13 protein-coding genes are annotated in these 13,208 nt (G+C 72.1%); 8 read left to right on the forward strand and 5 right to left on the reverse strand.

Features of this window, described 5'->3' with window-relative positions:
* Positions 1–400 precede the first annotated feature (400 nt).
* Complete coding sequence (locus BIV25_RS01265; protein ID WP_071370201.1) at positions 401–1,585, forward strand: MarP family serine protease; 1,185 nt, start codon at positions 401–403, stop codon at positions 1,583–1,585.
* A gap of 20 nt (positions 1,586–1,605) precedes the next feature.
* On the opposite strand, the gene BIV25_RS01270 is transcribed toward BIV25_RS01265, so the two are convergent.
* Positions 1,606–2,097: a GNAT family N-acetyltransferase gene (locus BIV25_RS01270; RefSeq protein ID WP_177235119.1), complete on the reverse strand. Its 492-nt coding sequence runs from the start codon at positions 2,095–2,097 to the stop codon at positions 1,606–1,608.
* 67 nt (positions 2,098–2,164) lie between these two features.
* Here BIV25_RS01270 and BIV25_RS01275 point away from each other — a divergent pair, with 67 nt between their 5' ends.
* Both BIV25_RS01275 and BIV25_RS01280 read left to right on the forward strand, forming a co-directional pair.
* Positions 2,165–3,070 (forward strand): TIGR01777 family oxidoreductase, encoded by a 906-nt coding sequence (locus tag BIV25_RS01275; protein WP_071370596.1) that lies wholly within the window; start codon positions 2,165–2,167, stop codon positions 3,068–3,070.
* A 181-nt stretch (positions 3,071–3,251) separates the two neighbouring features.
* On the forward strand, positions 3,252–4,616 hold the full coding sequence (locus BIV25_RS01280; RefSeq protein WP_071370203.1) for an NAD(P)/FAD-dependent oxidoreductase: 1,365 nt from the start codon (positions 3,252–3,254) through the stop codon (positions 4,614–4,616).
* A gap of 11 nt (positions 4,617–4,627) precedes the next feature.
* Here BIV25_RS01280 and BIV25_RS01285 read toward each other — a convergent pair whose 3' ends face one another.
* Positions 4,628–6,085, reverse strand: a complete 1,458-nt coding sequence (locus tag BIV25_RS01285; RefSeq protein ID WP_071370204.1) for a regulator — start codon at positions 6,083–6,085, stop codon at positions 4,628–4,630.
* A gap of 257 nt (positions 6,086–6,342) precedes the next feature.
* Between BIV25_RS01285 and lipB the strand changes: the two genes are divergently transcribed.
* The 4 genes from lipB to BIV25_RS01305 all read left to right on the forward strand — a co-directional run bounded on the left by lipB (position 6,343) and on the right by BIV25_RS01305 (position 9,401).
* Entirely contained in the window at positions 6,343–7,140 is a 798-nt protein-coding gene (gene lipB / locus BIV25_RS01290) for a lipoyl(octanoyl) transferase LipB (RefSeq protein WP_071370205.1), read from the forward strand.
* A 114-nt stretch (positions 7,141–7,254) separates the two neighbouring features.
* Entirely contained in the window at positions 7,255–8,220 is a 966-nt protein-coding gene (gene lipA / locus BIV25_RS01295; RefSeq protein ID WP_071370206.1) for a lipoyl synthase, read from the forward strand.
* A gap of 233 nt (positions 8,221–8,453) precedes the next feature.
* Positions 8,454–8,651 carry a hypothetical protein gene (locus BIV25_RS01300; RefSeq protein ID WP_071370207.1) on the forward strand — a complete coding sequence of 66 codons (198 nt, stop codon included), beginning with the start codon at positions 8,454–8,456 and terminating at the stop codon, positions 8,649–8,651.
* A gap of 60 nt (positions 8,652–8,711) precedes the next feature.
* Complete coding sequence (locus tag BIV25_RS01305; protein WP_071370208.1) at positions 8,712–9,401, forward strand: DUF4191 domain-containing protein; 690 nt, start codon at positions 8,712–8,714, stop codon at positions 9,399–9,401.
* 12 nt (positions 9,402–9,413) lie between these two features.
* Here BIV25_RS01305 and BIV25_RS01310 read toward each other — a convergent pair whose 3' ends face one another.
* Both BIV25_RS01310 and BIV25_RS01315 read right to left on the reverse strand, forming a co-directional pair.
* The gene (locus BIV25_RS01310; RefSeq protein ID WP_071370209.1) at positions 9,414–9,914 is read right to left on the reverse strand and encodes a flavin reductase family protein; all 501 of its coding nucleotides are present in this window, start codon (positions 9,912–9,914) and stop codon (positions 9,414–9,416) included.
* A 141-nt stretch (positions 9,915–10,055) separates the two neighbouring features.
* Positions 10,056–10,523, reverse strand: a complete 468-nt coding sequence (locus BIV25_RS01315; RefSeq protein ID WP_071370210.1) for an RDD family protein — start codon at positions 10,521–10,523, stop codon at positions 10,056–10,058.
* A 210-nt stretch (positions 10,524–10,733) separates the two neighbouring features.
* Between BIV25_RS01315 and glnA the strand changes: the two genes are divergently transcribed.
* A complete protein-coding gene (glnA, locus tag BIV25_RS01320) occupies positions 10,734–12,143 on the forward strand; it encodes a type I glutamate--ammonia ligase (protein WP_071370211.1) in 1,410 nt (469 codons plus the stop codon).
* 63 nt (positions 12,144–12,206) lie between these two features.
* Here glnA and BIV25_RS01325 read toward each other — a convergent pair whose 3' ends face one another.
* Positions 12,207–13,202 (reverse strand): GlxA family transcriptional regulator, encoded by a 996-nt coding sequence (locus BIV25_RS01325; RefSeq protein WP_071370597.1) that lies wholly within the window; start codon positions 13,200–13,202, stop codon positions 12,207–12,209.
* Positions 13,203–13,208 lie beyond the last annotated feature (6 nt).

Here is a 13,208-nt window from a genome sequence, read left to right on the forward strand (position 1 = left end):
CCCGGCCCCCACCGCCGTGCCTCGTCCGGCTCAACGGGCCCGGTCGGCCGGCCCGGCGGCTCCGGCGGCCCGTACCCCCCCTGCGCCTGCGGTGTTCCGGGTCCTGTCGGCGAGCTTCTGAACGGTCTCGCCGGCGGCCTTGTCGGCAACCATCTCGACGATCTTCGCAGCGACCGGCTCAGCGGTCTTCGGACTACGCGCATGGTCCCACTCTCAAGGGGACATGCCGCGCCCGCGATGTGCGCTGTGCCACCCGGTGGAACCATCGTCCTGGTCCGGGACGTTTCTGGGGGTACACACATACGTGGCCGGTTCGCCGAGCGGCGGCCGTCCAGGTGTGGGTGACTGATCACCGGGCCCGTCCCGTCCGTACTGAGGGGTCCGAGAGAAAGGCGGCTCCGTGGACCTGCTCGACCTGGTGCTTGTGCTGGTGATCGTCGTCTACGCGGTGTCCGGTTACCGGCGCGGGCTGGTGGCCGGCTGCGTGTCGCTGGCGGGTTTCGTCGGCGGCGCCGTCGTCGGCGTGTGGGTGCTGCCCTGGGTCGCGGGCCTGGTGGCGCGCGGCACGGCGGAGGCGACGGTCCTCGCGGTGATGACGGTGCTGGTCCCCGCGGTGCTGGGGCACGAGCTGGCGGGCCGGCTGGCGCTGCGGCTGCGCGGGGAGCTGGACCGCGGCCCGCTGCGGGTGGCGGACGGGATAGGCGGTGCGGCGGCCAACTCGGTCGCGGTGCTGATCGTGGCCTGGGTGGCGGCGAGCGTGCTGGGCGCGGCCCCGTCACAGGCGCTGACGACGGCGATACGGAACTCGACGCTGCTCGGCGCGGTGCAGCAGGCGATGCCGCAGACGACGCCCATGTGGTTCTCGCGGGCGACCTCGGCGCTGACCGAGGCGGGCTTCCCGCAGGTCTTCAACCCGTTCGAGAACGAGTCGACGGCCCAGGTGGCCCGGCCCTCCGGCGACAGCGTGACCCCGGCCGCGACCAGCGCGGCGCGGCTGAGCACGGTGAAGATCGAGGGCGTCTCGGGCAACGAGGGCCGGGAGGGCAGCGGCTTCGTCTTCGCCACGGAGCGGGTGATGACCAACGCGCACGTGGTGGCGGGCATCGACCACCCGAGCGTGCGGATCGGCGGGGTCGGGCGGTCGTACGACGCGCGGGTGGTGCTCTTCGACCCCGACCGGGACGTGGCCGTGCTGTACGTGCCGGGCCTGCGCGCGCCGGTGCTGCGCTTCGACACGAACGCGGCGCGCGGGGACTCGGCGGTGGTCGCGGGCTATCCGCAGGACGGCAGCCTGAACCTCCAGGCGGCGACGGTGGCGAGCCGGGTGAACGCGACCGGGCAGAACATCTACAACGACCGCACGGTCACCCGGGACATCTACTCGATCCGCTCCACGGTCCGCCCGGGCAACTCCGGCGGCCCGCTGCTGACCACGGACGGCAGGGTGTTCGGCGTGGTCTTCGCCCGCTCCACCTCGGACGCCGAGACGGGGTACGCGCTGACGGCGGCCGAGGTGGCTGACGCCGCCCGGCGCGCGGCCACGGCGACGACCCCGGTGGACACGGGCCACCTGGTCAGCTCCTAGGGGCTCCTAGCGGGTGTCCGTCACAGCGTGCGGCCCATGAGCACGTCGTCGACGTAGGCGCCGTCGAGGAGGAACTCCTGCGGCTGCACGCCCTCGACGGCGAACCCCTCGGAGGCGTAGAGCGCGCGGGCCGGGGCGTTGTGCCCGAGCACGCGCAGGCTCAGCCGGCGTGCCCCGCGGCGGCGTGCCTCCGCGACGGCGGCCCGGACCAGCGCCCGCCCCAGGCCCTGCCCGCGCGCCTCGTCGGCGACGGCGAGGCCCTGGATCGACAGGACGTGCGCGTTGGAGGCGAGCGGCGTCGGGCGGGCCAGGCGGAGGTAGCCGGCGATCCGTCCGCCGGACTCGGCGACCAGGTAGTCCTGCGGGAGGTGGCGCTCGTCGAAGAACGGCGGCTGCGGCGGGGGCGAGACGGCGTGCAGGGTGGACCAGGTGGCGCGGTCGAGGAGCGCGAGGCCCTCCTCGTCACCGGCCACGGCGATGCGTATGTGCGGCTGCTTGTACGGCTCCGGCATGACGATCACCCTACGGCGGACGCCCGGAAGCGCCCCAGGGGGTTTTCGCGCGGGCATGCTGGGGTCCATGGAGGCGAAGGAACGTATGCGGGTCGCGGTGGCGGGTGCGTCCGGGCTCATCGGCAGTGCGCTGGTCCGGTCCCTGACGGCGGACGGGCACGAGGTCGTGCGGCTGGTGCGGCGGGCGGCCGCGGGGCCGGACGAGGTCTGCTGGGACCCGGAGGGGCAGTATGTGGATGCCGCGGGGCTGACGGGCTGTACGGCCGTGGTCGATCTGGCGGGGGCGGGGATCGGCGACCGGCGCTGGACGCCGGAGTACAAGCGGCTGCTGCGGGACAGCCGGGTACTGGGCACGGCCGCGCTGGCGGAGGCGGTGGCGGCGCTGCCCGAGCCGCCGCGGGTCTTCGTCAGCGGCAGCGCGATCGGCATCTACGGCGACACCGGCGACCGGGTGGTGGACGAGGAGGCGCCGCCGGGCGACGGGTTCCTGCCCGGGCTGTGCGTGGAGTGGGAGGAGGCGGCGGCGCCCGCGCAGGAGGCGGGGGTGCGGACGGTGTTCGCGCGGACGGGCCTGGTGGTGGCGCGCGGCGGCGGGGCCTGGGGGCGGCTGTTCCCGCTGTTCCGGGCGGGGCTCGGCGGGCGGCTGGGCGACGGGCGGCAGTACTGGTCGTACATCGCGCTGCACGACGAGGTCGCGGCGATCCGGCATCTCATCGACCACGAGGGCCTGTCCGGGCCCTTCAACCTGACCGCGCCGCAGCCGCTGACGAACCGTGAGATCACGGCCGCGATGTCCCGTGTACTGCGCCGCCCCGCCCCGTTCGCGGTTCCGGCACCGGTGCTGCGGGCGGTGCTGGGCGAGCTGGCAGGGGATGTGCTGGGCAGTCAACGGGTGGTGCCGAAGCGGCTGTTGGCGTCGGGGTTCCCGTTCGCGTTCCCCGGTGTCGAGGAGGCGATCCGCGCGGCGGAGTGAACCGGCCATGGGAGACCGGCGAACGCATGTGAACGTATGCGACCTCCATGCGACCGTGCCCTGTTCATGCGCGACTGTTTACGACCGATCGCGGCCCTAACCTCGACCCGAACTCGGGTATCCCCGGAGCCTGTTGGGGGCATGACGTCTCCACCGGCCGCGCAACCACAGGAGGGGCCTCGTGCTTGAGCCCGCGTACCAGGTGGACGTCGTCATCGTGGGAGCCGGCATCGCCGGTCTCTCGGCGGCTCATCGGCTCACCAGCGCAGGAGTAACGACCGCAGTCCTGGAGGCCGCCCCTTACGTGGGCGGCCGTATGTCGACCGAGAAGGTCGACGGTTTCCGGCTCGACCGCATCGGACAGCTGCTCTCCACGTCCTATCCCGAACTCCGTATGACCCCGGGCCTGGACTCCCTGGTCCTGCGCACCTTCGCGCCCGGCGTCCTGCTGCACCGCGACGGTCGCACCCAGCGCGCGGGCGCGCCGGCGGCCGGAGGGAGCGCAAGGGGCGCACTCCATGCCGTACGCGCCCTCGCGAGCGCCCCCAGGGGCGCGGCGGCCGCCCCGGGCCGGAACGGCGCGCCGGTGGGCGGCGCGGTGGACCAGGCCCGGCTGGGCGTCGCCCTCGGCCGGATCGCCACCACCCCCGTCGAGCGCATCCTGGCCCGCCCCGAGATGCCCGCCGCCCAGGCCCTCGCCCGGCGCGGAGTCCCGGCGCGCACCGTGGAGGGCTTCCTGCGCCCCCTGCTGGCGACGCTCCTGTGCGACCCCGGGCTGACCACGTCCAGCCGGTGCGCCGACCTCGCGCTGCGCGCCTTCGCGAGCGGGCGGCTGTGCGTGCCGGAGGGCGGCGCCGACGTACTGCCGGAACTGCTGGCACGCGCGCTGCCGCCCGGCACCGTGCACACCGGGGTGCGGGTGACCTCGGTGTGCACCACCTCGGTGACCACGGCCGAGCACGGGGAGATCCGCTGCCGTGCGGTGCTGCTGGCGACGGACGCGCGGGCGGCGGCGGAGCTGCTGCCGGGCCTGCGGGTGCCGGACTTCCATCCGGTCACCGTCGTCCACCACACCACCGACGACGTCGTGGCCGGCTTCACCACCGGCACCTCGCTGCTGCTGGACGCGGACCGGGGCGGGCCGGTGGCGCACACGGCGGTGCTCAGCAACGTGGACCCGAGCCGGGCACCGGTCGGCCGCGCCCTGATCTCCTCGACGGTCCTCGGCCGCCCGCCGCAGGGCGTGGACACCGCCGTCCGCATCCACCTCTCCCGGCTCTACGGCACCTCGACGCGCCGCTGGGAGACGCTGGCCGTGCACCACACGCCGGAGGCCGTCCCGGCGATGCGCCCGCCCCACGACCTGCGCCGCCCGGTGCGCCTCCTGGCGGGCCTGTACGTCTGCGGCGACCACCGCGACACCAGTACGGTCCAGGGCGCGCTGCACTCGGCCCACCGGGCGGCGGGAGCGATCCTGGCGGACCTGGGGGCGGCGGGCTCGATGCACAGCGCGGACCCGGCGCCGACGTTGCCGAAGGCGGCGTAGCCGGGAAGCCCTCAGCTCAGTGCGGCCACCTTCTCCCGATAGCCCCTCGCCGGCGCCGCGTCCCGGTACGGCTCCAACCGCCGCTCGAAGTCCCGCACGTACTCGATCGCGCGAGCGGACCTCATCTCGGCGGCCGCGCCGGCGGCCTCGGCGGCCAGCGCGCACGCCTGGTCGAGTTCGCCGAGGCCCAGGCGGGCCGTGGCGAGCACGACGCGGCAGAACAGCCGGCTGCGGGCGAAGGAGGGCGCGCGCAGCTGGAGGGAGCGTTCGGCGTGCTGGGCGGCGGCCCGGAACTGCTGGAGGTCCCGGTGGCAGTGCCCGAACTCGTCCGCGAGCTGGGCCTCGTCGAAGAACTTGGCCCAGTACGGCACGTCGTCCCCGGGCCGGGCCGCCTCCAGGGCGCGTTCGGCCCGGACCAGCGCCGCGGTGCACGCCCGCACCTCGCCCAGCACGCCGTGCGCCCGCGCCTCGGAGGCGTGCAGCAGCGCCTGCACGACCGGCGGTGCGCCGGTGCCGACGCCCTGCTGGGCCACCCTGGCCAGCTGCACGGCCTCCCGGCCGTGGCCGAGGTAGACGGCCTGGCGGCTCATGGTGACCAGGACGTAGGAGCCGTACGCCCGGTCGCCGGCCGCCTGCGCGAGCCGCAGCGCCTGCACGAAGTAGCGCTGGGCGAGGCCGTGCGCCGCGATGTCGTACGACGTCCAGCCCGCGAGGCGGGTCAGGTCGGCGGCGGCGCCGAACAGGCGGCGGCCGGTCTGCTCGTCGTAGGTGCCGCGGAGCATCGGCTCGCACTCGTGCTCCAGATAGCGCACGAGGGCCTGGCGGGCGTGGCCGCCGCCGAAGCGGTCGTCGAGGGTGCGGAACAGCTCGCCCACCGAGCGCAGTGCGGCGATGTCTCCACCGCTGACCTTGTGCCCGGGAACACGCTCGGCGTGCCCGCGGGAGCGGGGCGGGGCGAGCGGCTGGGGCTTGGCGAGACCCGCCCGGGCCTGCGCGGGCACCCGGGGCGCGGGCTCCCTGGCCACCTTGTCGTCGGCCTTGCCGATCAGCCAGTCCCGGCTGGGCACGACGAGCCCGGCCGGGGTGAAGGCGATCTTGCGCAGCTCGGCGTGGCTGCCGGAGTCCTTGCGCCACAGCCCGCTGACGATGTCGACGGCCTCCTCCGGGGTGGCCGCGAACTCCAGCCCGGCGTACACCGGGGCGCACGCGTCCAGACCGAGATCCTGGGCCGTGAGCCGGCGTCCGAGCCGACGTGTGAACACCTCGGCGATCAGGGCGGGGGTGGTGCCCCTGGGCTGCTGTCCGCGCAGCCAGCGGGTGACCGAGGTCTTGTCGTATCTGAGATCCAGCCCGTGCTCCAGGCCGAGCTGGTCGACGCGACGAGCCAGGCCCGCGTTGGAGAACCCCGCTTCTGCGATGAGCGCGGCGAGTTGGCGGTTGGGGGTGCGCTGCGCGGGTCGGTCCGTCATCTGCGGTGCGGTCTCCTGCCTTCCGGGCTGACGCAGTGCCCGGATTGCCGTTGAGCAGCCCTTATGGCCTCGTGAACGGCGCGAATGTAGCGGAGAGTGAGGGGGCGATCACACATTCCGCCGTCCATTCATCCGATCGTGTGAGAAACGCCCGTAGGGCTGACGTACTCCGGTCGGACGTACAGTGGCGTGGGCGCGAGACGCGCCTGACACCGGTTGCCCGGTCGATTGCCCAGTCGCCGAGGGAGGCGCTTGCCGTGAGTGAGTTGCGGTTCGTCCGCATGGGGTTCGGCGCGGACGCCGTCGAGTACCAGGAGGCCTGGGACGAGCAGCGCCGGGTGCACGCGGCCCGGTTCGCCGACGAGGTCCCGGACACCGTTCTGCTCCTCGAACACCCTCCCGTCTACACGGCGGGCCGCCGCACCGCGCCCGAAGAGCGCCCGCTGGACGGCACCCCCGTGGTCGACGTCGACCGCGGCGGCAAGATCACCTGGCACGGACCGGGCCAGCTGGTGGGCTACCCGATCCAGAAGCTGCCCCGCCCGGTGGACGTGGTCGCGCATCTGCGCCGCCTGGAGGACGCGATGATCGCGGTGTGCGCCGAGTTCGGCGTCGAGACCTCCCGGGTCGAGGGCCGCGCCGGCGTCTGGGTGCTCGGCGACCCGGTCGAGCAGCGCCCCGCGCTCGGAGGGCTCACGCTCGACTTCGACCCGCGCGCGAACGACCCCGAGTTCGACCCCCGGCTCAACGGCCCCGAGTACGCGCCCTCGAACGCGGGCCAGCGTCGCGAGGACCGCAAGATCTGCGCCATGGGCATCCGCGTCGCCAAGGGCGTCACGATGCACGGCTTCGCCCTGAACGTGAACCCGGACACCTCGAACTTCGACAAGATCATCCCGTGCGGCATCCGCGACGCGGGCGTGACCTCCCTCTCGTACGAACTCGGCCGCGAGGTGACCATCGACGAGGTACTGCCGGTCGCCGAGAGGCATCTGCAGGACGTCCTCGCGAACGCGGACCTGCGCCCCCGAGTGGTCGAGAAGGCCTCCGCCTGACCCGTTCCGCCGGGAATGCGCCCTGCGGCAGCGGGGTTGGCTCCAGCGGCAGGGCGCATTTTGTACGGGCGTACCCTGGTGTGCGCCGAGGAATCAAAGCTTAGGGAGCCGGTCGTGTCCGCAGTCGCACCCGACGGACGCAAGATGCTGCGCCTGGAGGTCCGCAACAGCCAGACCCCCATCGAGCGCAAGCCCGAGTGGATCAAGACCCGGGCGAAAATGGGTCCCGAGTACACGAAGATGCAGAACCTCGTGAAGAGCGAGGGCCTGCACACGGTCTGCCAGGAAGCCGGCTGCCCGAACATCTACGAGTGCTGGGAAGACCGCGAGGCGACCTTCCTCATCGGCGGCGACCAGTGCACCCGGCGCTGCGACTTCTGCCAGATCGACACCGGCAGGCCGGAGGCGCTCGACCGCGACGAGCCGCGCCGCGTCGGCGAGTCCGTGGTCACGATGGACCTGAACTACGCCACCATCACCGGCGTCGCCCGCGACGACCTGGAGGACGGCGGCGCCTGGCTGTACGCCGAGACCGTGCGCCAGATCCACCGGCAGACGGCGGACCGCGAGGCCGGCCGCACCAAGGTCGAGCTGCTGGCCCCCGACTTCAACGCGGTCCCGGAGCAGCTGGCCGAGGTCTTCGACTCCCGCCCCGAGGTCTTCGCGCACAACGTCGAGACGGTGCCGCGCATCTTCAAGCGGATCCGCCCCGGCTTCCGCTACGAGCGCTCCCTGAAGGTCATCACCGACGCCCGCGACTTCGGCCTGGTCACCAAGTCGAACCTGATCCTCGGCATGGGCGAGACCCGCGAGGAGATCAGCGAGGCGCTGCGGCAGCTGCACGACGCCGGTTGCGAGCTGGTCACCATCACGCAGTATCTGCGCCCCTCCGTCCGGCACCACCCCGTCGAGCGCTGGGTCAAGCCGCAGGAGTTCGTGGAGCTGAAGGAGGAGGCCGAGCAGATCGGCTTCTCCGGCGTGATGTCGGGTCCGCTGGTGCGCTCCTCGTACCGGGCCGGGCGGCTGTACCAGATGGCCGTTGAGAAGCGTGGTACGTACATCGCCTCCCAGGCGGTGTGAGCAGCGCGTGTGAATTCACGCACAAGCAATTACCGGCCAGTAATGGCCGAGTCGACGCGGTCCTGTCCGTCCTCGCTGATGAGGACGTTCATCAGGGCCGCGTCAGCTTTTGGGTGTACCGCATCAAGGTTTCATTGGCGTTTGACCGGTCGGTCACGCCCTGGTAACACCAAACAGTGACTCTGGTATCACGCCCCGTACACCACCCGCCGCTCCGAGGGGGGACCTCGAACATGCAGGCCGCGCCCGTTCGCGCCACCGCCATCCCGTCCTTCACCGACGCTCTCCGCGCCGTCGAGCACCTGCTCATGAGCGGCGGTCAGCGCACCGCCCGCCGCAATGCCTGGACCTCCGTGCTGGAGGACCGCCGCCGCGCCAAGGACCGCGTCGAGGCACAGCGCGTCCTGGAGCAGGCCGCCGGCCGCCCCTGACCGCCCCTCCCCCGGACACTGCCGTCGTCGGCGCTCCCCGGGCCACGTAGACTTCGTGCCATGGCGAGGAAGGAACCCGCGGCGGACGCCGCGAACGCAGGGCGACTGAAGCAGATCGCTCTCACATACAAGATGACCCGTAAGGCCGACAAGAAGATCGGTCTTGTGCTCGGGGCCGTCGGAATCGGCATTTTCGCCGTCTTCCTCGCGATCGGCTTCCTGCTCGGCCATCCCGTGTACCTGGGCATCTTCGGCCTGCTGATCGCTCTGCTGGCGACCGCGATCGTGTTCGGCCGCCGGGCCGAGCGTGCCGCCTTCGGCCAGATGGAGGGCCAGCCGGGCGCCGCGGCCGCCGTGCTGGACAACATCGGCCGGGGCTGGACGACGACTCCGGCGGTGGCGATGAACCGCAGCCAGGACGTGGTGCACCGCGCGGTCGGCAAGGCCGGCATCGTGCTGGTCGCGGAGGGCAACCCGAACCGGGTGAAGACCCTGCTGGCCGCCGAGAAGAAGAAGATGAACCGCATCGTGGCCGACGTGCCGGTGCACGACGTCATCGTCGGCGACGGCGAGGGCATGGTCGAGCTGAAGAAGCTGCGGACGACCATGCTGAAGTTCCCGCGCGTGCTGGCCGGCCCCCAGGTGACGGCCACCAACGACCGGCTGCGCGCCATGGGCGACCTGATGAGCAACATGCCGGTACCGAAGGGCCCCATGCCCAAGGGCATGCGCATGCCGAAGGGCCGCTGACCCTCGTCACCGCTAGTTCAGCGAGCGGAACTCCCGCTCGCAGTACACCATCGGCGACCCCTCGCCCAGCCGCACTCCCGTTACCCGGCCGATCAGGATCGTGTGATCCCCGGCCGGGTAACGCGCGTATGCGGCACAGTCCAGCTGTACGGGCGCCTGGTAGACCGTCGGCAGCCCGGTGGGGCTCGGCTTGAGCACCGGGTCGGCGAACTTGTCCGCACCCTTGGTGGCGAAGCGCAGCGCCAGATGCTGGTGCTCCGGGGCCAGCACGCTCACCGCGAAGTGCTCGCAGCGCGCGAAGACCAGCGCCGAGTCGGCCGTGTCCGACAGACACACCAGGACCAGCGGGGGCTCCAGGGAGACCGAGCAGAAGGAGCTGGCCGTGAAGCCGCGGGGGGTGCCGTCCTCGCAGTGGGCGGTCACCACCACCACGCCCGACGGAAAGCGTGCCATGGCGTCCCGGAAGTCCTCGGGGGTCACCTCGGCCGCCATCACATCCTGGCTGTCGGTCATTACGTGCACCACCTGTCCCGCGACGTCGGTCCGACGACCGTCCGTGTCCGGACGGTCACGACCACGGTCACGACTATGCCGCCGGGCCGGGGGTGGGGCAACCGGATCATGGCCGGGTGCGGGCGGTGCTCCCGGCGACGCTCAGACGCGTACTTCGACCGTCTTCGCCAGCCGGTCGTGCAGACCGCGGCCGTCGCGGTCCCAGACCAGCGCCGGGATCGCGAGGCACAGCAGGACGGTGCGGAGCAGGGCGCGGACCGGGTTGACCGTGCCGGTCTCCAGGGCCACGACGCGGATGCCGAACAGGCGCTTGCCCGGGGTGAAGCCGATCGTGCCGACGGTCAGGACGCTCAGGACGAAGAAGACACCGAGGGCCCAGTTGCTGGTCGCCTGGCTGTAGCCGTTGGTGATCAGGCCGTATGCGATCAGGACGCACATCGCCCAGTCCACGGCGAGGGCGCCGAGGCGCCGGCCGGGCCGGGCGATCGAGTTCGGCCCGTCCTGCGGAAGACCGAGCTGTTCACCCCGGTAGCCGAAGTCCGCGCCGGCTTCTTCCATGGCCTCGCGGGGCCCGGAGAGCCACGATCCGATTGCTTGCCTGTTGTCCACCCGTCCACGGTACTGCGCCCGGCGGCGCGCCCTGTGCCGAGGGGTGTGCCGGGGCTACGGTGGACAGGTGGCCGGTTAACTTCTGCGAAACAAACGGGTCACGCCCGAGAAATCACCCGTCCCTAGGGTCGAGACCAGCGTGTGCCACCGCACTGGCCGCACGAACGATCTACCACCCCGGCGAGGACGGTCGGGAGTAGGAGGAGCTGGATGTTCCAGAACGCCGACGAGGCCAAGAAGTTCATCGCGGACGAGGACGTCAAGTTCGTCGACGTCCGCTTCTGCGACCTGCCGGGCGTCATGCAGCACTTCACGGTGCCCGTCGAGGCGTTCGACCCCGACGAGGAGCTGGCCTTCGACGGATCGTCGATCCGCGGCTTCCAGGCCATCCACGAGTCCGACATGGCGCTGCGCGCCGACCTGTCCACGGCCCGGATCGACCCGTTCCGCCGGGACAAGACCCTCAACGTCAACTTCTTCATCCACGACCCGATCACGGGCGAGCAGTACTCCCGTGACCCGCGCAACGTGGCGAAGAAGGCCGAGGCCTACCTCGCGTCGACCGGCATCGCGGACACCGCGTACTTCGGCCCCGAGGCCGAGTTCTACGTCTTCGACAGCGTGCGCTTCGCCACCTCGGCGAACGAGTCCTTCTACCACATCGACTCCGAGGCGGGCGCCTGGAACACCGGCGCCGTCGAGAACAACCGCGGCTACAAGGTCCGCTACAAGGGCGGCTACTTCCCGGTCCCGCCGGTCGACCACTTCGCCGACCTGCGTGCCGAGATCTCCCTGGAGCTGGACCGGCAGGGCCTGAAGGTCGAGCGCCAGCACCACGAGGTGGGCACCGCCGGCCAGGCCGAGATCAACTACAAGTTCAACACGCTGCTCGCCGCCGCCGACGACCTCCAGCTCTTCAAGTACATCGTGAAGAACGTCGCCTGGCGCAACGGCAAGACCGCGACCTTCATGCCGAAGCCGATCTTCGGCGACAACGGCTCGGGCATGCACGTGCACCAGTCGCTGTGGAGCAACGGCGACCCGCTGTTCTACGACGAGGCCGGTTACGCGGGCCTGTCGGACACCGCCCGCTACTACATCGGCGGCATCCTCAAGCACGCCCCGTCGCTGCTGGCCTTCACCAACCCGACGGTGAACTCGTACCACCGTCTGGTGCCGGGCTTCGAGGCGCCGATCAACCTGGTGTACTCGCAGCGCAACCGCTCCGCGGCCATGCGTATCCCGATCACCGGCTCCAACCCGAAGGCCAAGCGCGTCGAGTTCCGCGCGCCCGACTCCTCCGGCAACCCGTACCTCGCCTTCTCCGCCCTGCTCCTCGCGGGCCTGGACGGCATCAAGAACAAGATCGAGCCGGCCGAGCCGATCGACAAGGACCTGTACGAGCTGGCTCCCGAGGAGCACGCGAACGTCGCCCAGGTCCCGACCTCGCTCCCGGCCGTCCTCGACTCGCTGGAGGCCGACCACGAGTTCCTCCTCCAGGGCGACGTGTTCACGCCGGACCTGATCGAGACGTGGATCGACCTCAAGCGCACCAGCGAGATCGCGCCGCTCCAGCTGCGTCCGCACCCGCACGAGTTCGAGCTCTACTTCGACGTGTGACCGACGGATCCCCCGGGATCAGCGGGATCAGCAGGCCCCTCGGCTCGTGCCGGGGGGCCTCGCTCATGTCCGGCCCGTGTGCCGGAAGCGGTTGCGGTACTCCGTCGGGGTCGTGTCCAGGCGGCGGCGGAACGCACGGATGAGGGTGTCGACCGTCTGGAAGCCGCAGGCCGAGGCCACCCGGTCGAGGGTGTCGTCGGTGGACTCCAGGCGGCCCCGGGCGACCTCGACGCGGGCGGACTCGATGTAGGCCGCCGGGGTCGTGTCCAGCTCGGTCTTGAACAGCCGGGTCAGCTGGCGCTCGCTGACGTGCGCGTGGGCGGCGAGGTCGGCGACCGTGAGCCGGCCGGTGGCGTGCCGGTCGACGTACCGGCGCAGGTCGTCCATGCGGCGGGTGGTAGAGACGGGCTCGATCGGCACGCTGAACTGGCTCTGGCCGCCCGGCCGCTTCAGGTACATCACCAGCTGCCGGGCCACGCGCAGCGCGACGGCCTCGCCGAAGTCCTCGGCGACCAGCGCGAGGGACAGATCGAGACAGGCGGTGATGCCCGCGCCGGTCCACACCGTGCCGTCGCGCAGGAAGATCGGGTCGGCGTCGACCCGTACGGCCGGGTGCTCGTCGGCCAGTTGCCGCGCGGTCGACCAGTGGGTGGTGGCCCGCCTGCCGTCGAGCAGTCCGGCGGCGGCGAGCAGATGCGCGCCCACGCAGACGGAGGCGACGCGCCGGGAGCGGCCGGCGAGCGTCCGTACCCAGCGGACCACGCCCTCGTCGGTCAGGGCCCGCACCCGGCGTTCGTCGTCGACCTCGACCGCTCCGGGCACCAGCAGGGTGTCGATGGTGTGCCGGGCGGCGTCCGCGCAGGTGATGTCGGGCAGTACGCGCACCCCGGCCGCCGTGGTGACGGGGTCCGGGGTCTCGGCGGCGAGGACGACCCGGCAGCCGGCCGCGTCGTCCGTCTCGCGGCGCAGCAGCGCGAACACCTCCGGCGGGCCGGTGACGTCGAGCAGGTCGACGCCGTCGAAGAGCAGCACGACGATGAACCGCTCGACACCGCTCACCAGGTC

The sequence above is a fragment of the Streptomyces sp. MUSC 14 genome (genome assembly GCF_001866675.1).
Lineage (GTDB): Bacteria > Actinomycetota > Actinomycetes > Streptomycetales > Streptomycetaceae > Streptomyces.